The organism is Enterococcus sp. AMC1252 (assembly GCF_058216515.1).
Genome location: NZ_CM177097.1, coordinates 2446916 through 2468737, shown reverse-complemented (window position 1 = coordinate 2468737; position 21822 = coordinate 2446916). Strand labels below are relative to the sequence as shown.

At 36.7% G+C, this 21822-nt stretch carries 19 protein-coding genes; 15 read left to right on the top strand and 4 right to left on the bottom strand.

From position 1 onward, the window contains the following. Window positions 1–64: 64 nt before the first annotated feature. From AC4BB5_RS11720 to AC4BB5_RS11675, 10 genes are all read left to right on the top strand, one after another. Window positions 65–1666, top strand: coding sequence for an alpha-glucoside-specific PTS transporter subunit IIBC (locus tag AC4BB5_RS11720; protein WP_490456303.1), 1602 nt, complete (start codon window positions 65–67; stop codon window positions 1664–1666). 32 nt (window positions 1667–1698) lie between these two features. Next, a complete protein-coding gene (locus tag AC4BB5_RS11715) occupies window positions 1699–3030 on the top strand; it encodes a 6-phospho-alpha-glucosidase (RefSeq protein WP_490456302.1) in 1332 nt (443 codons plus the stop codon). Between the two features lie 102 nt (window positions 3031–3132). Next, the gene (locus tag AC4BB5_RS11710) at window positions 3133–3906 is read left to right on the top strand and encodes a MurR/RpiR family transcriptional regulator (RefSeq protein WP_490456301.1); all 774 of its coding nucleotides are present in this window, start codon (window positions 3133–3135) and stop codon (window positions 3904–3906) included. Further along, window positions 3906–4355 carry a hypothetical protein gene (locus AC4BB5_RS11705; protein ID WP_490456300.1) on the top strand — a complete coding sequence of 150 codons (450 nt, stop codon included), beginning with the start codon at window positions 3906–3908 and terminating at the stop codon, window positions 4353–4355. Before AC4BB5_RS11710 ends, AC4BB5_RS11705 begins: the two co-directional genes overlap by 1 nt. Window positions 4356–4570: 215 nt before the next feature. Beyond that, a complete protein-coding gene (locus AC4BB5_RS11700) occupies window positions 4571–5437 on the top strand; it encodes a class II fructose-bisphosphate aldolase (RefSeq protein WP_069661959.1) in 867 nt (288 codons plus the stop codon). A gap of 255 nt (window positions 5438–5692) precedes the next feature. After that, the gene (gene murA, locus AC4BB5_RS11695) at window positions 5693–6973 is read left to right on the top strand and encodes a UDP-N-acetylglucosamine 1-carboxyvinyltransferase (RefSeq protein WP_490456299.1); all 1281 of its coding nucleotides are present in this window, start codon (window positions 5693–5695) and stop codon (window positions 6971–6973) included. After that, on the top strand, window positions 6970–8262 hold the full coding sequence (gene rho / locus AC4BB5_RS11690) for a transcription termination factor Rho (protein WP_490456298.1): 1293 nt from the start codon (window positions 6970–6972) through the stop codon (window positions 8260–8262). Before murA ends, rho begins: the two co-directional genes overlap by 4 nt. Before the next feature lie 98 nt (window positions 8263–8360). Next, on the top strand, window positions 8361–8630 hold the full coding sequence (locus AC4BB5_RS11685; RefSeq protein ID WP_025870994.1) for a type B 50S ribosomal protein L31: 270 nt from the start codon (window positions 8361–8363) through the stop codon (window positions 8628–8630). A 191-nt stretch (window positions 8631–8821) separates the two neighbouring features. Next, a complete protein-coding gene (locus AC4BB5_RS11680) occupies window positions 8822–11446 on the top strand; it encodes an HAD-IC family P-type ATPase (RefSeq protein WP_490456297.1) in 2625 nt (874 codons plus the stop codon). A gap of 222 nt (window positions 11447–11668) precedes the next feature. Beyond that, window positions 11669–12700 (top strand): aldose epimerase family protein, encoded by a 1032-nt coding sequence (locus tag AC4BB5_RS11675; RefSeq protein WP_490456296.1) that lies wholly within the window; start codon window positions 11669–11671, stop codon window positions 12698–12700. A gap of 229 nt (window positions 12701–12929) precedes the next feature. On the opposite strand, the gene AC4BB5_RS11670 is transcribed toward AC4BB5_RS11675, so the two are convergent. Next, on the bottom strand, window positions 12930–13373 hold the full coding sequence (locus AC4BB5_RS11670) for a VOC family protein (RefSeq protein WP_490456295.1): 444 nt from the start codon (window positions 13371–13373) through the stop codon (window positions 12930–12932). A gap of 84 nt (window positions 13374–13457) precedes the next feature. Between AC4BB5_RS11670 and AC4BB5_RS11665 the strand changes: the two genes are divergently transcribed. From AC4BB5_RS11665 to AC4BB5_RS11655, 3 genes are all read left to right on the top strand, one after another. Then, the gene (locus AC4BB5_RS11665; RefSeq protein WP_490456294.1) at window positions 13458–14399 is read left to right on the top strand and encodes a helix-turn-helix transcriptional regulator; all 942 of its coding nucleotides are present in this window, start codon (window positions 13458–13460) and stop codon (window positions 14397–14399) included. Between the two features lie 117 nt (window positions 14400–14516). Beyond that, entirely contained in the window at window positions 14517–15119 is a 603-nt protein-coding gene (locus AC4BB5_RS11660) for an alpha/beta hydrolase (protein ID WP_490456293.1), read from the top strand. 94 nt (window positions 15120–15213) lie between these two features. Continuing rightward, the gene (locus tag AC4BB5_RS11655) at window positions 15214–15468 is read left to right on the top strand and encodes a CsbD family protein (RefSeq protein WP_490456292.1); all 255 of its coding nucleotides are present in this window, start codon (window positions 15214–15216) and stop codon (window positions 15466–15468) included. 49 nt (window positions 15469–15517) lie between these two features. Here AC4BB5_RS11655 and spxB read toward each other — a convergent pair whose 3' ends face one another. Further along, window positions 15518–17245 carry a pyruvate oxidase gene (gene spxB / locus AC4BB5_RS11650; protein WP_490456291.1) on the bottom strand — a complete coding sequence of 576 codons (1728 nt, stop codon included), beginning with the start codon at window positions 17243–17245 and terminating at the stop codon, window positions 15518–15520. A gap of 159 nt (window positions 17246–17404) precedes the next feature. On the opposite strand from spxB, the gene AC4BB5_RS11645 reads away from it, so the two are divergent. Next, entirely contained in the window at window positions 17405–18223 is an 819-nt protein-coding gene (locus tag AC4BB5_RS11645; RefSeq protein ID WP_490459064.1) for a ZIP family metal transporter, read from the top strand. Between the two features lie 50 nt (window positions 18224–18273). Here the strand turns inward: AC4BB5_RS11645 and AC4BB5_RS11640 are convergent, their stop codons facing one another. Together AC4BB5_RS11640 and AC4BB5_RS11635 are read right to left on the bottom strand one after the other, a co-directional pair. After that, entirely contained in the window at window positions 18274–18732 is a 459-nt protein-coding gene (locus AC4BB5_RS11640) for an S-ribosylhomocysteine lyase (RefSeq protein WP_490456290.1), read from the bottom strand. 92 nt (window positions 18733–18824) lie between these two features. Further along, a complete protein-coding gene (locus AC4BB5_RS11635) occupies window positions 18825–20471 on the bottom strand; it encodes an alpha-keto acid decarboxylase family protein (RefSeq protein WP_490456289.1) in 1647 nt (548 codons plus the stop codon). A gap of 247 nt (window positions 20472–20718) precedes the next feature. Between AC4BB5_RS11635 and AC4BB5_RS11630 the strand changes: the two genes are divergently transcribed. Beyond that, the gene (locus AC4BB5_RS11630) at window positions 20719–21774 is read left to right on the top strand and encodes an aspartate-semialdehyde dehydrogenase (RefSeq protein ID WP_490456288.1); all 1056 of its coding nucleotides are present in this window, start codon (window positions 20719–20721) and stop codon (window positions 21772–21774) included. Window positions 21775–21822 lie beyond the last annotated feature (48 nt).

Below are 21822 nucleotides of genomic sequence, written 5' to 3'. Positions count from 1 at the left end.
GCGTATTCATCGGGTGGTATAACTAACATGTAAAACAAATAAACAGAAGGAGGGTGTTTCATTAGTGATGGAAAAAGTGCAACGGTTTGGAGGAGCAATGTTTACACCGGTATTATTATTTTCATTTTCCGGTATTATGGTAGCGCTAGCGATTATTTTCAAAAATCCGATGATCGTTGGGAGTATTGCAAATGAAGGAACCGTCTGGTATGGGATTTGGTCTGTTTTAGAAAGCGGTGCTTGGACGGTATTCAATCAAATGGAATTATTATTTGTTATAGGATTACCGATTGGGTTAGCCAAAAAAGCGAATGCTAGAGCTGCAATGGAAGCTTTTGTGATTTATCTGACGTGTAATTATTTTATCAGTAGTATGTTGGACTATTTTGGCTCATTCTTTGGTGTTGATTTTACCCAAGAAGTGGGCGGCGATAGTGGCATGAAGATGATTGCGGGTATCAAGACGTTAGATACGGGCATTATTGGGGCAATATTTATTTCAGCAATCGTCGTTTGGTTGCATAATCGTTACTTCGATACTAAATTGCCAGATTTCTTAGGGATTTTCCAAGGCTCATCGTTAATTGCGATTTTAGGATTTTTCACGATGTTGCCGATCGCATTTCTTATTTGCCTAATTTGGCCAAAAATTCAAATGGGTATTGGATCAATGCAGACTTTCTTAGCAAGTGCTGGAACCTTTGGTGTTTGGTTATATACATTTTTAGAAAGAATTTTGATTCCTACGGGACTACATCATTTCATTTATACACCGTTTGTATTTGGACCAGCTGTTGTTGAAAATGGGATTACGAAATATTGGATGGCTCACTTAAATGAATTTGCGCAAACAACGACGCCAATCAAACAGCTATTCCCACAAGGTGGGTTTGCATTACATGGAAACTCCAAAATTTTTGCATCACCAGGAATTGCGGCAGCCTTTTATTTCACAGCGAAACCTGATAAACGGAAAAAAGTGTTAGCAATTTTAATACCCGTAACATTGACTGCCGTTTTAGCTGGTATTACAGAACCGTTAGAATTTACGTTCTTATTTGTTGCACCGCCATTATTTGTTTTACATGCTGTGTTAGCAGCAACGATGGCTGCAACAATGTATTTCTTTGGGGTTGTAGGCGATATGGGCGGTGGGTTTATTGATTTATTAGCGAAAAATTGGATTCCGTTATTTGCAAATCATAAAGGAATGATTTTCACTCAATTGATTATTGGTTTATCTTTCACCTTGATCTACTTTATTGTTTTTCGTGCATTGATTTTAAAGTTTAATTTTGCTACACCTGGAAGAGAAGAAGATCAAGAAGTTAAATTATATAGTAAAAAAGAGTATAAAGAAGCGAAAAAAGCAGGAACGTTAGGCGATATTGCGATTGCTGGTGCCAATCAATACACAGAACAAGCTGCTGTTTATTTAGAAGCGTTTGGCGGCAGTGATAACATTGAAAAGGTCAATAATTGTGCCACACGTTTGAGAATCACTGTGAAAGATGAAACAATCGTTCTGCCAGATAGCGCTTTTAAAGAAGGTGGAGCGCACGGTGTCGTTAGAAGTGGTACGGCATTTCAAGTGATCGTCGGCTTAGATGTGCCCCAAGTGAGAGAACAATTTGAAAACTTATTGGCTTTGGGCGATGAAACATAATAAAACGAATAAAAGAGAAGGAGCTGGAAAAAATGAAGAAATTTTCAATCGTAATTGCAGGGGGAGGAAGTACCTTTACCCCAGGAATCGTTTTAATGTTATTGGATAACTTAGAAAAATTTCCAATCAGACAAATCAAATTTTATGATAACAATCCAGAAAGACAAAAACAAATCGCAGATGCCTGTGAAATCATTATAAAAGAGCAGGCGCCAGAGATTCAATTTTTAGCAACAACTGATCCTAAAACAGCGTTTACCGATGTTGATTTTGTAATGGCTCATATTCGGGTCGGTTTGTATGCTATGAGGGAAAAAGATGAGAAAATACCATTGAAATACGGTGTGATTGGACAGGAAACCTGTGGGCCAGGAGGAATTGCTTATGGCATGCGTTCCATTGGTGGCGTGTTAGAATTGATAGATTATATGGAAAAATATTCGCCGGATGCTTGGATGTTAAATTATTCAAATCCAGCAGCAATTGTTGCTGAAGCGACACGTAAATTACGTCCGACTACTAAAATTATCAATATCTGTGATATGCCAGTCGGTATTGAAGAGAGGATGGCTAAGGCTGTTGGGTTACGTTCTAGAAAAGAGATGGTGGTGCGGTATTATGGCTTGAATCACTTTGGTTGGTGGACGGATATTAGAGATAAAAAAGGCAATGATTTGATGCCGAAAATTAAAGAACATGTGCAAGAATATGGTTACTCATTAAAAGAAGAAGTTGAGGAATCGCAGCATACAGATGCTAGTTGGATGCATACGTTTGCTAAGGCTAAGGAAGTATATGCCGTTGATCCAACTACTTTGCCAAATACGTATTTGAAATATTACTTCTATCCGCAGGATGAAGTAGCGCATTCCAATCCAGAATATACAAGAGCAAATGAAGTGATGGCTGGACGTGAAAAACATGTTTTTGGTGAATGTAATCGAATTACTAAGGCCAAAACTGCTGAAGGAACAACACTTGAAGTTGATGAACATGCGTCATACATTGTGGATCTAGCAAGAGCTATCGCATACAATACTCATGAAAGAATGTTGTTGATTGTTGAAAATCAAGGTGCTGTAGTCAATTTTGATGAAACGGCGATGGTAGAAGTTCCTTGTATCGTTGGAAGTAACGGGCCAGAGCCAATCGTTCAAGGGAAAATTCCACATTTTCAAAAGGGACTAATGGAGCAACAAGTTGCTGTTGAAAAATTAGTTGTGGAAGCTTGGACAGAAGGTTCATACCAGAAATTATGGCAAGCATTGATGCTGTCAAGGATTGTTCCAAATGCTCGAATCGCTCAAGAGATTCTAGAGGATTTAATAGAAGCAAACAAAGAGTTTTGGCCTAAGTTGTCATAGTCTTGTTTCAACGTAGTTTTCCTTAGAAAATTCCCTTAGTATCGTTTTGATTTTTCATCCTTTATACTAGGGGAATAGAACTAAGGAAAAGAGGGATCGAATATGAATTTAGAAACGTTGATGCAAAAACACCAAAAACAATTAAGTGAGATGGATTGGGCGATTCTAGGCTATATTTTAGAAAATGAACAAGATATCATGCGTCTAAGTATCGTTGAGTTGGGTGAAAAAGTCCATAGTTCCAAATCCTCCATTTTACGATTAGCTAAAAAGTTAGGTTTTTCAGGCTATTCAGAATTCAAGTATTTTATGCGGCAATCTAAACAAACTAACATCGGGGCGACAGGAACAGACTTAATCGATCTGCAAACAAAAGATATTGAAAACACAGTCAAATTAGCTCAACAAACTGATTTTACGTCATTGAGTAAAGCGATTCAAAAAGCTAATACCGTTTATTGTTATGCGACTGGTTACTCTCAAAGAAAAGTGATCGAAGAGTTTTCTAAGATGTTGATGATCTGTGACAAACGTTCTATTATTATTCCCGTAAAAACAGAACTAGACATCAGCATGTCAATGATCACAAAAGAAGACATCGTTTTATTTGTGTCTTTAAGTGGGGAAACAGACGATGTCAAAGAAAATATTCTGTCTTTAAATGCTCGAAAAATTCCTGTTGTAGCAATCACAGCTTTCTCACATAATTTTTTTGCGGAGCATGCTCAATATGCATATTTTTATTATTCAACACCATTTACAGTTTCTGGAAAAGAGCATATAGCTCAATCATTAGTGGGATTAAGTGTACTAATGGACTTGATTTACAGAAAATATGTTACTTATTTAAATAAAGAATTTGAGGAGGGAATGTGATGTCACTGTTTTTACACTCAGTTAAAATAAAAAGAATATTGTTTGGCTATTGGTCGACACTTTTGTCGTTGTTTGGTGTATATAGTTTGATTTTTGCAGCGGTCAAAAAGGTTGAAGTGATTACTATTTTTACAAATATACCGAGTTTGGCTCTAACAAGTATTGTTGTTTTCTTAATGATTTTTCAGCTTTTTGGTCTATACATCATTGGTAATTCAAGTGATTGTCGGCATTCCTTATTAGGTTTTTACATAAAATTCAATATGGTTCAGCAATTATTAACATTGAATATTCCAGGATTTCTTTTGTGCTTATGTTTTTATCGAAGTTTATTAAATGAGAACGAAGAATTTGACCTACCGAAGCAAACGAAATGGACAATGTTTGGACTAATGGGATTTATCAGTTTAATAACTATTTTAGTCGTTTGGATTCGTCTATCATTATAATGTTTATTGGAGTGAAGGTAGGAACTAGAGGCTATTTCACTCTTTTTTTTGACAAAAAGAAGAAAGTGTCTACAGTTTTGTGAAAGTCTGGACAAAAGTTTTCTGAAAAAGTCAATTTTAGTAGAAAAGTACTAAAAAGTCTGCTAAAATATAACTGTTGGTTAAGGATATCCTTAACAAATAAAGTTTTTTTAAAACTTAGGAGGAATTTTATTATGCCATTAGTATCAGGAACAGAATTTCTTAAAGCAGCTCGCAAAAGCGGCTACGGTGTCGGAGGATTCAACACAAACAACCTAGAATGGACAAAAGCGATTCTTGAAGCTGCAGAAGCTAAAAAAGCGCCAGTTTTGATCCAAACTTCTATGGGTGCGGCTAAATACATGGGCGGATACCAAGTATGTTACGATTTAGTTAAAGACTTGATCGATTCAATGGGCATTACTGTACCAGTTGCTCTTCACTTAGATCACGGTGAATATGAAGATGCATTAGAATGTATCGAAATTGGTTATACTTCAGTTATGTTTGACGGATCTCACTTACCATTTGAAGAAAACATCGAAAAAGCGAAAGATGTTGTTGCCAAAGCACATGCTAAAGGCGTTTCTGTAGAATGTGAAGTTGGTTCAATCGGCGGTGAAGAAGACGGAATCATCGGTTCTGGCGAATTAGCTGACGTACAAGAATGTGTACAAATGGTTGCTACAGGTATTGACTACCTAGCATGCGGAATCGGTAACATCCACGGTTCTTACCCAGAAAACTGGACTGGTTTAGCATTTGATCACTTACAAGAAATCGCTGACGCTGTTGGTGACATTCCATTAGTATTACACGGTGGATCAGGTATTCCTTTAGAACAAGTTCAAAAAGCCATCTCAATGGGCGTTTCTAAAATCAACGTTAACACTGAGTGTCAAGAAGTATTTGCAGCAGCAACTCGTAAATACATCGAAGAAGGCAAAGATCTTGAAGGTAAAGGCTTTGACCCTCGTAAATTATTAGCACCAGGAACAAAAGCTGTTACTGAATTAGTTGAACAACGTATCGAATGGTTCGGTTCTGCTAATAAAGCATAATTGATTTTATAACTAGAAAAACTGAGACTACAGACTTCTGTAATCTCAGTTTTTTATTTAAAAATAATATTTATACTACGCCTTTTTATTTTGAAATGCTCAAAAATGATTGAAAAATTAGGTGAATGAAGAAAAATAACCAAAAGCGAATGGCTGTTGGCTTTTTTATTGTCCTTTAATGTGTTAGAATAGTTTGGGTATATTATAAAAAAAAAATAAAACTATTTGTTTTACATAGATAGGTGAGAATAATAAATGAAAAAAATCGTAATCAATGGTAATCGTCCTTTAACAGGAGAAGTATCGATCAGCGGAGCTAAAAATAGTGCAGTTGCTCTAATTCCAGCAGCTATTTTAGCTGATTCACCAGTAACATTAGATGGTGTCCCTGATATTCAAGATGTACATTCATTAATTGAAATTTTAGAAATCATGGGTGCTAAAACAACTTTTACTGACAATACACTAGTTATAGATCCAACAGAAATCGTTTCTGTTCCAATGCCTAAAGGCAAAATCAATAGTCTTCGTGCTTCATATTACTTTATGGGTTCACTATTAGGGAAATTTGGCGAAGGGGTTGTTGGACTTCCAGGTGGTTGTTATCTAGGTCCACGTCCCATTGATCTTCATATAAAGGGTTTTGAAGCTCTTGGAGCTAAAGTAACTAATGAACACGGCGCAATGTATCTAAGAACCGAAGATGGGCTTCATGGAACGAGAATCTTTATGGATATGGTTTCTATTGGTGCTACGATCAATGTGATGTTAGCCGCAGTGAAAGCAGAAGGCAAAACGATTATTGAAAATGCTGCGCGTGAGCCAGAAATTATCGATGTTGCAACATTATTGAACAATATGGGGGCAAACATCCGTGGTGCTGGAACGGATATTATTCGAATTGAAGGCGTTGAAAAACTACACGGCTGTCGTCATTCGATCATTCCTGACCGTATTGAAGCAGGGACATACTTAGCCTTAGCTGCTGCAATGGGTGAAGGCATAAAAGTTCGTAATGTGATTTATGAACACTTAGAAAGTTTTATTGCCAAATTACAAGAGATGGGCGTAAAAATGACGATCGAAGAAGATATGATCGAAGTTCATCCGTCCCATGATCTAAAAATGACCACTGTTAAAACTTATCCTTATCCAGGTTTTGCGACAGATTTGCAGCAACCAATCACACCTTTGATGTTAAAAGCCAAAGGAACTGGTGAGGTTATTGATAGCATCTATGCACAACGGACCAAACATATACCAGAATTAGTACGAATGGGTGCAGATGCATCGATCGAAGGCAATATGATCGTAATCAATGGTCCTGCACAATTGCATGGTGCTGAAGTCGTGGCGTCAGATCTAAGAGCTGGTGCTTGTCTAGTAATAGCAGGATTGATGGCAACAGGTACAACAACGATTTATAACGTAGAATACATTTTACGTGGCTATGATCATATTATAGAAAAATTAACAGCACTTGGTGCCGATATTCAAATGATTGAAACAGAAGAAGAAATCGAGGTGGCTAAATGAGTGACTATTTAACAATGGCGGAGCTTGAAAACAGCACATTAAAAGATATTTATTCTTATGCTAAAGAGTTCAAGATCCCTTATTATAGTCAAATGAATAAAAAAGAACTTTCATTAGCCGTTATCAGAGCGCAAGCTGAGAAGCAAGGTTTTTTCTTCATGGAAGGAATTTTGGATATAGTTTCTCAAGACGGCTATGGTTTTTTACGCCCAATTAACTATGGACCTAGTGCTGAAGATATCTACATTTCATCTTCGCAAATTCGCCGATTTGGTTTAAGAAACGGCGACAAAGTTGCTGGAAAAGCTCGTCCTCCAAAAGAATCGGAACGTTATTATGGGTTGATGCATGTTGAAAGTGTCAATGGGAAAGATCCAGAAGAAGCAAAAGAGCGTCCGCATTTCCCAGCATTAACACCACTTTACCCCGAAAAACAAATCAAGTTAGAAACAACTTCAGGCAGATTATCAACACGCATGATCGATATCTTTTCTCCTGTTGGTTTTGGACAAAGGGGATTGATCGTGGCACCTCCAAAAGCAGGGAAGACGAGTGTGTTAAAAGAAATCGCCAATGGTATCTCAGAAAATTTTCCAGATATAGAATTAATTTTATTATTGATCGATGAACGACCTGAAGAAGTGACCGATTTAGAACGTAGTGTGAAAGGCGATGTTGTTTCTTCAACATTCGATCAACAACCGCAAAACCATACACGTGTCTCTGAATTAGTTTTAGAGCGTGCAATGCGTCTGGTCGAAGACAAACGAGATGTCGTGATTCTGATGGATAGTATCACTCGTTTAGCTCGCGCATATAATTTAGTGATCCCAGCAAGCGGACGGACTTTGAGTGGTGGAATCGATCCTGCAGCTTTTTATAAGCCAAAACGTTTCTTTGGTGCTGCTAGAAATATCGAAGAGGGCGGTAGTTTGACGATCCTTGCCACAGCATTAGTGGATACAGGAAGTCGAATGGACGACGTTATTTTTGAAGAATTCAAAGGAACGGGTAATATGGAACTGCACTTATCTCGTGATTTGGCAGATCGTCGTATTTTCCCTGCAATTGATATCAAAAAATCAGGTACCCGTAAAGAAGATTTGCTAATGTCTTCTGATCAGTTGGAAGAAACTTGGAAACTGCGTAACCATATGACAGGTGATTCTTTAGAATACACAGAGCAATTTGTTAAATTTTTACGTAAAACGAAAAACAATCAAAAATTCTTTGAAGAATTTCACGATGTCTCATTTGGCAAACAAGCAAAAAAAAATATTAAAAGATAATTGCATCGATAAACGAATCATGCTATTATAGTACTGTTGTATACCGACAAATAAACTCTGATGCAGCAAATGGATCAGGGCAAAGGAGCGAAAAGACTATGAAACAAGATATCCATCCAGAATATCACCCAGTTATTTTTATGGACTCAACAACTGGTTTTAAATTCTTGTCAGGTTCTACTAAGCACTCTGACGAAACAGTTGAATGGGAAGACGGAAACACTTATCCTGTAATCCGTGTCGAAGTTACATCTGACTCTCATCCATTTTACACTGGACGTCAAAAATTTACACAAGCAGACGGACGTGTGGATCGTTTCAACAAAAAGTATGGTATCAAAGATGCCAACGCCAACCCAGAAGCTTAATTCAAACAGCAATGGTTATAAGACCCAGCTCATTTATGAGCTGGGTCTTATTTTTGTATGTGTTGAAAAAAGAAGTGAGTTAGCAGTTAAAAAAAGTTGATTTTTCTAATAGAAAGCTTTTTGTTATGAATTATTCTTCTACTTTTGTACACTTTAAGAAAGTGTTAAGTAACTATTAAGGAGGAGTCGTTATGAAATGGTATAAAATGACAACAGAGCAAGTATTAACGGCATTACAATCTGATCTAAATGGACTTGACAGAACTCTGAGGAAATCGAAACAAGAAGCAGGCAGTAATACTCTTTCTAAAGAAAAAGAAGCAAGCAAGTTACAAAAATTTTTACATCATTTTCATGATTTATTAATTTATGTATTACTTGTGTCAGCGTTACTAAAAGGTGTTAGCGGTCATTTTATTGATATGGCGATTATTTTATTAGTGGTCATCATCAATGCAATTATCGGTTATGTGCAAGAAGCAAAAGCTACAGACTCGTTGGAAAGCCTCTCTTCTATGATGAGCTCAGAGGCAGTCGTTTTAGTAGCAGGTGAAAAAGAAACAGTCAAAGCAGAATCTTTAGTAGCAGGTGATATTGTCTATTTAAGCCCAGGTGATATTGTTCCAGCGGATCTTCGAGTGATTGAAGCGTATAATTTGGTGATTGATGAAGCTATCTTAACAGGTGAATCAACTCCTGTAGAGAAAAGTAATCGAACTCTTGAAGAAGACGCAGACTTAGGTGACCATTTAAACATGGCTTATTCTGGTACTTTGATTAACAGTGGAACAGGTAGAGGAATTGTTGTTCAAATTGGTGATCAAACAGAGATTGGCAAGATCAATCAGCATTTGAAGAATGTAGGTAGTAACGAAACACCTTTGATCAAAAAAATGAAGCAATTGAATAAACAAATTTTTTTCTTTTTAATGGCGTTGATTGTTCTTCTTGTTTTGTTTAGTTTGTTTTTCCGAGATTTAATGGCTAATGAGTTACTTTCTTCTATGATTGCTTTAGCAGTTTCAGCAGTACCAGAAGGTTTACCAGCCGTTTTGTCTATTATTTTGTCTGTTGGTGTAACACGAATGGCACGCCAACACGCAATTATCAAGAAAATGCCTGCAGTTGAAACGTTAGGTAGTATGGGAGTTATTTGTTCAGATAAAACTGGAACGCTAACAAAAAATGAAATGGAAGTTGTAGCAATTGTTACGTCAGAAGAAACGATTGACACGATATTAAATGGAGCAGACTCCATTCGTCAAGTTGAGCAAGATGATACGCTAAGAAAAATGGCTGAAATCGCCTCCTATTGTAATGATACAAAGATCACTTATAAAAACGGTGTAAGAGAAGTGATTGGCAACCCAACGGAAGGAGCTCTGCTGGATTGGGCAAATCATACTGCTCTAGTGGAAGAAGAGCATGATATCAACAAAATTCCATTTGACTCATCCTATAAATACATGGCCACGTTGGTCGATATCCAAGAGAAGCGTTATATTTATTTAAAAGGAGCGCCAGATGTTTTATTAAATATGGTTGATCATCAGTTAGTTGACAAAAAATCAGAAGCGTTTGATGAACCTTACTGGCAACAAAAAATCAGTCAACAAGCGACTAAAGGACAACGGATTTTAGCGGCAGCTTTTAAGGAAGTAACGAAAACACAAACAACGCTTGCCCACGAAGATTTACAAAGTGGGATGATTCTTGCTGGTTTATTTGGGATTATCGATCCGCCAAAAAAAGAAGCGATTGAAGCAGTTCGTATCAGTCAAAAAGCAGGCATCTCAGTGAAAATGATTACAGGAGATCATAAGGATACTGCGGTGGCAATAGCTAAGGAAATTGGTCTTGAAAATTATAAAAATGCATTGGTAGGTAAAGATATTGAGCAACTTAATGATGATGAACTAGCGAATGTTGTTTTAACGAATGATGTATACGCAAGAACAACGCCTGAACATAAACTGCGCTTAGTGAATGCGATTCAAAAAAATGGACAAATTGTTGGGATGACAGGAGATGGTGTCAATGATGCACCTGCTCTTAAACAAGCAGATATCGGTATCGCTATGGGAATCAAAGGGACTGAGGTGACCAAAGATGCAGCAGATATGGTTTTAGCAGATGATAATTTTGCGACCATTACTGTTGCAATCAAAGAAGGTAGACGAGTTTATGAAAACTTGAAAAAAACAATCTATTTTTCTTTACCAACAGCTTTTGCACAAGGATTATTAGTCGTAGTTTCCTTATTGTTAGATAGACCGCTTCCTCTAACTTCTGTACAAATTTTATGGCTGAATATGGTGACTACGATTACATTATCTTTTGCACTAGGTTTTGAACCGTTAGCAAAAAATGGAATGGATCAACCTCCTCGTAATCCGAAAGAAACTATTTTAGATCGATATGCTGTTTTTCGTATCGTCTATGTGTCGCTTTTATTAGCTGCGTTAGGCTTTTTAGTCAATGGGTTTTTAGAAGGACGTAATGCTTCTGAAGCCGTTATGCAGACGACTTTGATTACAACGATCGTGTTTGGACAAGTTTTTTATATGATCAATTGTCGAGAGATTTATCTATTTTCAATTAATAAAAGTATACTTTCAAACAAAATTTTATGGTTGTCTTTACTAGTCTTATTCATTTTACAATCACTATTGATTTTTACGCCAATTATGCATCTTGCTTTAGGAACAGCAGATATTGGCGGGTCTTATATAAAATTGGCTTTCCTTTCAGGGATTGTTGTTTTTATAGTTGTAGAGTTTGAAAAATTCATTACTCGAAAGTTGAAAAAAGTATAGTATTTGGTAGAAAGTATTTAGAAGGAATTAATGAGGTATTCTGTTTAAACAAAACGGAATATCTTACTTTTATACTCTAAGTGCAACTTGACAAAAAAATTGTAAATATAAACAAAAGTACTTGAAAATAAAAGTTGGCGAAAAAAAGGCTGAGAAAGATGATAAAATAGTTTTAGTTCATTCAATAGACAATCGATTTCAAACGAAAGAGAGAGGAAAATAATGAAAATAAGTAATCAACAATTTGGTGATACGGCTATTTTGTATTCGCTTACTAACGATAATGGTTTAACGCTGAATGTCACAAATTTAGGAGCCAGAATCGTGGATTTGATCGTACCTGTTAGTGGAAAAGAGCGAAATATTGTTTTAGGATTTGAATCTGCTGAGGAATACTTAGCTAAAGATATGTATTTTGGTGCAACAATTGGGCGTGTTGCAGGTAGAATCAAACATGGTTCATTTTCAATCGATAATCAAAGGTATCAATTACCTGTTGATCCTAAAAATGGACATACGTTGCACGGCGGCTTTGAAAGTTTTGAAGCAAAAGTATGGAACGCTAAAATAGAAGAAACAAATGATCAAGTTTCAGTTATTTTTTCTTATCTGAGCCCAGAAGGAGAAAATGGTTTTCCAGGAGAATTAAAAGCTCGTGTAACGTATACACTGACAAATAAAAATGAATGGATCATAGATTATCACGCCTCTACCGATCAACCAACACTCTATAATCCAACCAATCATGTGTATTTCAATTTGACTGGAGATGCGTCACGATCTGTTGATGAACATGAACTATTTGTAGATGCTGACACGTTTGCAGTAGTAAACAATGATACGACTGTTACAGGTGAACTACGTTCTGTTTCTGACACACCTTTTGACTTCAGACAACCTAAGTCAATGAATCAAGTGTTTGAGACGAATTATGAACAAAATAGCTTAGTAGATGGATTAGATCATCCATTTATCTTGAATCAGACGGGTTTTACTAAACCTCAGGCAATCATTACAGCCCCAGGAAAGGATCTCTCAGTACAAATGTATACGGATCGGCCAGCAGTCGTGATTTTTACAGCCCAGTTTGGTAACGAAGGGCCAGAAGTTCGAGGTGAAAAAATGATACATCACGGTGGTATTACTTTAGAAACTCAAGTTAGTCCTGGAGCTGTTGAATTTGAAGAGCTGGGGTCTGTTTTCTTATATCCGGAAAACCCGTACCAAAGTCGTACCATTTATAAAATCAACTAAACCACCATTAGAAAACTATATCGTGACACTAAAAATTAGACGAAGGAATAGGAGTGTCTAACTCCAAGAAATAAAGGGAATTCACAAAAACTGCCGAGCATCACAGTTTGATGTTCTTCCAATTTTTGTGAATTCCAACTTATATTTGAAAGAATTATTTTTGCCCTAGTCATTTATCTATCCTTTTTGCTTAAATGTTTTTTTCTTGGAAGATACAGATTACTATGGCCTATTTTAAACGGGTATCATGCATCAACTGAATTTGTACGCCAAATGGATCTTCAATAATACCGTAGGCACTACTAAAAACATTATGATTCAACGGCTCAATGATCTTCACTCGCTTATCTGATGTCAAATTAGAATAAAACGTTTGGATTTCAGCCAAATCAGCACTTTGAATACATAAAGAAAAATTATTTCCAAGTGAAAAAGTTTCGGCGGGATTTATTGGGTTCTCTGCAATCATTATTTTAGTTTTCCCTACTTGTAAAACGGAATGGGAGATACAGTGTTTATTTTCCTTTGTTAGCTGTAAACTCGAATCCTTTTTAGCCATCTCTTCATATGTTACGACTAGTAATTCTTCAGCACCTAAGTGTCTTTTATAAAAAGCTAAGGCCTCTTGCCCCCGTCCATTCATTGATAAAAATACAGCGATTTCTAACGTCATATGGTTTCCTCTTTTCTTTTATTTTTGCTACATATTTAGTATACTGATTAAAGGTATCAAAACATGACACCTTTAGGAGGGCTTATGAAAAAAGCAGAGCGAATCAATGATATGATTCTGTACTTAGCGAATCGAAATAGTTTTAACTTAAAAGAGTTGATGAACCGCTATAGTATTTCAAAAAGTACAGCATTGCGAGATGTACAGTCCCTTGAAGAGGTCGGACTGCCAATTTATTCTGACCTTGGAAGATATGGTAAATATCAGCTATTAGATACTCAGATCATGACACCCGGCTTATTTACTGAAGGGGAGATTTATGCTCTTTATTTTGCCTTACTGACGCTTAATGGTTATCGTTCAACGCCCTTTAATATGGAAAGCAGCACACTTGAATTAAAATACAATAACGTTCTACCAGAAAAATTACGTCAAGAACTTTTAGTAATGCGCAAAATCGTGACACTTGAGCAAGTCAATCATAGTAACGTCAGTTTATTTTTAAAAGAAATCATTCAAGGAATTATTCATGAAAAAGTATTTGATATTCGTTATGTAAAAAATCAAGAAAGAAAATCGATCAACGCTCAATTTGTTCAACTTTCTTCGAAGTTTGGACAGTGGTATGCTAAAATTTGGAATTTTGAGACTAAAAAAATTCGTGTGATTCGTTGTGATAAAATTGAAGCAATTGCTGAAAAAGAAAGCATAGCTTCATTGTCTCTTGAAGTGTTACTAAGAGAAACTGAGATTTTTTACCAAAATGAGCAATTACTTGATTTTTCAATCAAAGTTGATGAACAGGGGAAAGATTTTTTTTCGAAAGAACAGTATCCATCGATGAAAATTGAAGTGCTTCAAGAACAATATTTGATTTCTGGGTATTATCATCCAGATGAAGAAGAATTTATCGCAGATTACCTGCTGCGTTTTGGAAAAACGATTTTACAGATAGAACCGATACGGTTAAAGGAACGTGTTTCAAATAGAGCTAAATTAATTGCTGATTATTTGGAGAGACTATAGGAGCGTGAGAAAGTGACAAACAAAACGAAAGATGTTAAAATGAAAACAACTTACTTTTAGTAAGTTGTTTTTTTGTAAATTTATTGACTGGAAACTGACCAGAAGGAGAGAGCTAGCATGCATTATATATTTGAAAAGGGTGCTTTACATGGGAAAAAATTACTGCTACTTCATGGCACTGGTGGTGATGAATCTTCATTGATTGAAATCGCTAGTTTTTTGGATGAAGATGCTACGTTACTTGCTTTTCGTGGAACAATTCAAGAGTCTGGCATGAATCGTTTTTTTAAGCGTAATGGCTTGAATCAGTTCGACTTAGTCAGCTTAGAAGAAGAAAGTGACCGATTAATGCAAAACATTACCACTGTGAGTGCAGAAAAAGGTATAGCGTTAGATGATTGGGTGATTGTTGGTTATTCTAATGGGGCCAATATTGCTGCACATATTTTACTGGAGCGACATTTTGCTATTAATCAGGCAATTTTATTTCATCCAATGTCATTAGGAGTTGATAATCAAGACTTTTCACTTTTGGCTAAGAAGCTCTGGTTATCAGTGAGCCAAAATGATCCAATAGTTTCTAAAGAAGCATCCGATCAATTGATCAACCAATTGAAAAATAGAAATGCTGACGTTTCGATTACAGTTACTAATTCTGGCCATCAGATAACTATGGATGAAATCCAACAAGCGAAAGATTGGTTAAGTAATACTAATTAAGAGGTAAAAAAAGTCAAAAGCGAATCGTTTGTAGCAAGTCAAAAATGGTGCTATGCTAGTTATGTATTATAAATTAACTAGGAGGGATTTTCACATGGCAGATTTAAATGGACGCATAAATGATGCAAAAGACAAAGTTGAAGGTACAGCTAAAGAAGTTCAAGGTAAAGTAACAGATGATAAAGGCAAAGAACTTGAAGGCAAAGCGCAATCAGCTTTTGGCGATGTAAAAGATAAAGCTCGTGATGCCGGTGAGGATATCAAAGAAGGCGCTGAAAAATTAGGCGATAAAATCAAAGAAGGTTTTGAAGATATTAAAGAAAAATTCCACAGACATGATGATAAGTAAATAAAATATAAAAAACAACAGATGCGTAAAAAAACGCATCTGTTGTTTTTCAGTTCTTCAATAGTTCTTTTAAAACAGGCATATCATGTACTTCGTATTTTTCTTTAAATGCGCTGATTTCCGTTTCACTAAATTTGTCGGGATCTAAAACTAATTCTTCAACTGGTAAGGGACGAGTGTTTCTGATTTTTACATCGATCACAACCGGACGAGTACTTTTTTTAGCAGCATTAAAAGCAGGTTCTAATTGACTATGTTCGGTAATAGTAAAGCCTAGAGCACCTAAGGCTTCAGCAGCTTTTCCGAAGTCGGCACTTTCTAGAAAGACCCCAAATTTCTTTTGTTCACTATCTTCTTGTTCTGCTTCAATGAAACCAAAGGAATCATTCGAAAAGACAACATTGATAATTGGCAGTTTGTATTTTACTTGGGTGATGATATCTTGCATAACCATAGCGAAAGCACCGTCACCGCTTAAAGTGAATACTTGACGGTTAGGATAGCTAAGTTGAGCTGCAATCCCTCCTGGTACACCATTGCCCATGGTAGCGAACCAACCAGAAGTTGTGAATTTTTGTTTGCCATTCATATCTAAAAGACGAATTGCATGAACAGTTGTATTACCGACGTCTGTTACAAAAATCGCTTCTTTATCTGCAATTTGACGAATTTCTTTAAAGATTGGTTCAACACGAAGGGGTTTATCATCCTTATCATCAAAGCTTCTTAACCAAGTAACCCAATTTTCTTTGTTTTTTCGATTCGCTTTTAGCCATCGATCTATAGGACGTGATTCACCTAACTCAACCATTCTTTTTAAGGCTTCTCCAGCATCACCTAAAATCGCTACATCTGTTTTGTGACGTCGACCTAGCTTTGTTGAGTCAATGTCGATTTGAATGAATTTAGCATCAGGATTAAAGAAATATGCAGCAAATGGAAAGTCACTACCAGCGAATACGATCAAATCTGTTTCAGCTAAGGCTTCATTAGCTGGTTTAGTCGCTACCCGAGCAGCAAACCCAAGAAAGTTTTCATAAGCATCAGGAACAATACCTTTTCCTAAAACAGCTGAAATGATTGGCATTGAAAAATGTTCAGAAAAAGCTCTGATTTCAGACCAAGCCCCACGAGTACCTTGACCAATATAGAGAATCGGTCTTTCGGCAGCTTCTATCAAAGGGATCGCTTTGATTAAATCATTATAATGAGGCAGAAGCGATCCTGTTCGATGATTTTTTGCAGTTGAAACGTCAATAAGCGGAATCTCTTTTGTACCTAAGTCGACAGGAATGGTTACAACGGCTACGCCTTTATTTTTATACGCAGCTTTAATTGCTTCATCGACAACATGAGGCAGACTTTCTGGGGTCATTACTGTTCTATTATAAACACTGACATCAGCAAACATCGGATTTTCATTTAATTCTTGGAAGGAATTGTAATTCATAGAACTTGTAGCAACTTGACCTAAGAGTGCTAAAACAGGAACATGATCCATTTGTGCATCATATAATCCATTGATTAAATGAGTAGCACCTGGTCCTGCTGAACCAAAAGCCACACCAATTTTTCCAGTTAGTTTTGCATCTGTGGCTGCAGCTAATGCGCCGACTTCTTCATGGCGAACTTGAATATACTGAATCTTTTCTCTTTCTTGATACAAGGCATCCATTGTGGAGTTAAAGGAACCACCAGGGATTCCGTAAATATGATCGATGTCCCAACTTTCTAAGACTTTGATCATCGCAACAGCAGCATTGATTGTTTCTGTCATTTTGCTCACTCCATTTCTCTTTTTTACTTCTATCTAAAGTATACTCTTTCTATTTTTTTGTACCAAATGAAAGCATTCTTTGTTTTACACGTGGTCATAAAATCATTGATATGATAAAGTTAAGCTAAGAAAAAAATTGAGAAAGATGGGGTGTTCAGAATAATTAATTGGCTGTTATCTTTAGAGGCTTGGCAGCAAGCATTGGTAGGGACGGGTTTCACTTATTTTATGACAGCTTTGGGGGCTGGGCTGGTTTTCTTTTTTAAGGAAATCAAAAAAGATATTTTGAATATGATGCTAGGCTTTGCCGCTGGCGTGATGATTGCTGCAAGTTTTTGGTCTTTGCTAGATCCTGCAATCAAACAGGCAGAAGAAAACGGCAACATTGCTTGGCTTGTGGTTAGTTTTGGTTTTGGCTTGGGTGGGTTATTTTTATATATTGCCGATAAAACGTTGCCACATATGCACTTTGGACCGAACCATGAGAAAGAAGGATTACCAAGTCATTTAAAGCGGACGATTTTGTTGGTATTTTCTATTACGTTGCATAATATTCCAGAAGGATTGGCTGTAGGAGTGGCATTTGGTGCAGCAAACTCGGCAGATGATCCAAAAAAAGCGGTATTAGCAGCAATTTCTGTGGCATTGGGAATTGGTATTCAAAACTTTCCAGAAGGTGCAGCTGTTTCGATACCGTTAAGACAAGAAAACTTAAGTCGCAAGAAAGCTTTTTTATATGGACAAGCTTCAGGGATCGTTGAACCAATAGCTGGGATCATCGGTGCGGTTTTAGTGACGAAAGTAACGTTGCTTTTGCCATATGCCTTAGCATTTGCTGCGGGTGCAATGATTTATGTAGTAGTTGAAGAATTGATTCCAGAAGCACAGCAAACGGTGACAAGTAAGCGTCATTTTGCAGTATTTGGTGTGATGCTAGGTTTCATTATTATGATGATTTTAGATGTCGCATTAGGATAAATAAAAAACGTCAAACCTTAATGAAACGGGTTTGACGTTTTTTTATTATTTTATAAAACTCGTTCAAATGGATCTAAACTGATTCCTTTTTCTAAAACAATCTTTGCATATTCTTGTGCAGAGAATAAAGAGTGGTCTTTATAATTACCGCACTCTTTAGCAGAAACCGCAGGAACAAAATCTGTTTCAACGATAAAGTTCAATACTTTAACCAAAGCATCTCGAATTTCTTTTGGAGAATGTTCGTTCCACATGATCATGTAAAACCCAGTACGACAACCCATTGGAGAGATGTCGATGATTCCTTCTAAGTGATCCCGCAAATTCACAGCTAATAAATGTTCTAATGTATGAACTGCTGCTGTTGGTAATTCATCTTCATTTGGTTGTAAGAACCGTAAATCGTATTTTTCAATCAATGCGTCACCATTTGTTTCCGTACCCGCTAAACGAACGTAAGGGGCTTTAACTGTATTGTGATCTAATTCAAAACTTTCAACGCGTGCCATGTTATTCACTCCTTCAAATTAAGTAAATGTCGCTTTTAACTATAACAAAATAGTGTGGAAAGTCAATAGATTCCGTCTTCTCAACGGTAGCTTTAAGAATTTTGTTTTGCGAAAATCTTCGCTAATTTTTTCAATAACTCAGGTGCATCTTCTTGATCCATCACAACTTCGATCCATTGTAATCGTTTTGCATCTTTTCTAGCATTTTTCATGACTTCATCCAATTCAACTGATGTAGTAACTTTATAAGTTGCAACCGTTTGACTAGTACCACCAAATACTAGCGGTAATTTTTGGTAATCCCACATAGGGATATCATTATATTGTTCGGTTGCACCATGGATTTCTCGTTCAACCGTATAACCGTTATTGTTGATGACAAAAACAATTGGCGTTAATTCTTCTCTTAAAGCAGTCCCTAACTCTTGGACGGTTAATTGCAGTGAGCCATCTCCGATAAATAAAAGATGACGGCTCGCTTTATTCGCAAGTTGACTACCTAAAGCAGAGGGAAACGTATAGCCAATCGAGCCCCATAATGGCTGACCAATAAAACTCATTTCTCTTTTTAGTGCAACATTTGTTAAACCAAAGAAAGAGGTGCCTTGTTCACCAATTACGGTATCACCTGGAATAATAAAAGTTTCGACCATTTTCCAAAACTGCTTTTGTGTTAATTTGTTATTTGTGATTTCTTGGTTTGAAACTCGATTTACTGGTAGTATTTTGTCTGTATATCTAGAAAAAGAAAGAGTTGTCAAAGCAGAGACAAAACGATCTAACTGAATTGCTTCGCCTTGTTCTCCATAAAACAAGACTTCAGTGCTACCAATCGAAATGACTTGTTCATCTGTAAAGCCAAAACTAAAGCCAGAAGTAGCAGAATCTGTCAGTTTAGCACCCAATAGTAAAACTAAATCTGCTGTGTCAACACGAGTTTTTAGAGGTTCTTCTGTTGTGGAACCAGAGTAAGTGCCTAAATAATGTGGGTCTTCTTCGTTAAATGCACTTTTTCCAAGTGGCAAAGTTGTGATTGGCAGATTAAATTTTTGGATAAATTCGTCTAACTGCTGTTCGATATGGTAACTTAAAATTTCGTGTCCCGCAATGACTACTGGATTTTTTGCTTGAGATAATGCGTTTTCGACTTTATCTAAAATAGACGTTTCAATATCTGTTAATTTTTCTGCTGTTTGATTTAAACGGCTTAGTGGACGAGTTGCTTCGAACTCTGCAACGTCGATTGGTAGATTAATATAAACAGGACACTTTTCAATCATAGCGATAGTGAGTACACGGTCGATCTCAGTTAAAGCATTTTCTGCTGTCAGGTGAGCAATTGCGGCTGTTACTTCTTCATGCATTTTTTCAAAGTGTAGAAAGTTGCCATCGCCTAACGTATGATGGACAAGTTTTTTATCTTTCTGAACGCTTGTTGTTGGAGAACCGACAATTTCAACAACAGGTACGTTTTCAGCAAAACTTCCTGCTAAACCATTAACAGCACTTAATTCACCGACACCAAAAGTTGTGACGAAAGCTGATATTCCTTTTGTTCTGGCATATCCGTCGGCCATATAAGCAGCATTTAGCTCATTTGCATTACCAATCCATTCAAGATCTTTTCTCGCAGTTATATGGTCTAAAAATTGTAAATTATAATCACCAGGAACGCCGAATATTTCATCGATTCCCAATTCTTTTAAACGGTCTAATAAATAATCCGCTACAGTGTACATCTAATCATCCTCTCAAAAATGTGGTGCTAAGACAGTATAAATCTGTAAAAATAATTAGTCGAATATGTTGCACGGATCATAAGAACGCCATTAAAAAATGATTTGAAAGTTTATTTTTCAAAATTTTCCTTTTCTTTTTTGACAAAATTAAAACAAAATCCTATTACTTCCTATGTAGTAAAACGTAATATTATGGTAAAATAGAAAAAGCAACTTTCTTCAGGAATTTGAGAGGAGATCAATAAGTATGAAAAAAATGTATAATGTTGCCGTGGTAGGCGCAACTGGTGCTGTGGGCACCAAAATGATCGAAATGTTGGAAGAATCATCATTGCCGATGAATCAGGTAAAACTTTTAGCTTCAAAACGTTCTGCGGGAAAAGAAGTAACGTTTAAGGGAAAGTCCCTTGTAATCGAAGAGTTGGTACCTGAATCATTTACAGATGTGGATATTGCATTGTTTAGTGCTGGAGGCAGTATCTCAAAACAATTTGCACCAGAAGCTGTTAAACGTGGAGCGATTGTTGTTGATAATACGAGCCATTACAGAATGGATCCAGAAGTCCCTTTAGTCGTGCCGGAAGTCAACGCCGAAGCCTTAAAACGCCATAAAGGAATCATTGCTAATCCAAATTGTTCAACGATTCAAATGATGGTAGCACTTGAGCCAATCAGACAAGCCTATGGGTTAGACCGTTTGATCGTTTCAACCTATCAAGCAGTTAGCGGAGCAGGGATCAATGCGATGGACGAGTTGAAATCACAAGCGTTGGCACATATCAATGGTACGCCTGCGGATAAATTAGAAGCCAATATTTTACCGTCAGGCGGCGATAAAAAACACTATCCGATCGCCTTTAATGCGCTACCTCAAATTGATGTCTTTGCAGAGGCTGATTATACGTATGAAGAGTGGAAAATGATCAATGAAACAAAGAAAATCATGGAAGATGACAGTATTAAAGTCGTTGCCACATGCGTTCGTATTCCAGTTTTATCAGGTCATTCTGAATCGATTTATATTGAAGTTAAAGAAGATGGTTCAGATGTGAGTAAAATCAAAGAATTGATCGCTAATGCACCAGGAGCTGTTTTGCAAGATGATCCAAGCAAACAACTATATCCGCAAGCTTTAACAAGTATCGATCGTAAAGAAACATTCGTCGGACGAATTCGTCAAGATATTGATATCGATAAAGGCTACCATATGTGGGTAGTTTCAGATAATTTATTAAAAGGCGCGGCTTGGAATTCGGTTCAAATTGCTGAAACATTGCATGAGATGGATTTGGTAAGGATTTAAATGGTAGCTAGCTTTGCTTTGAAACACAGTGAATGAAGCGGAACGGAA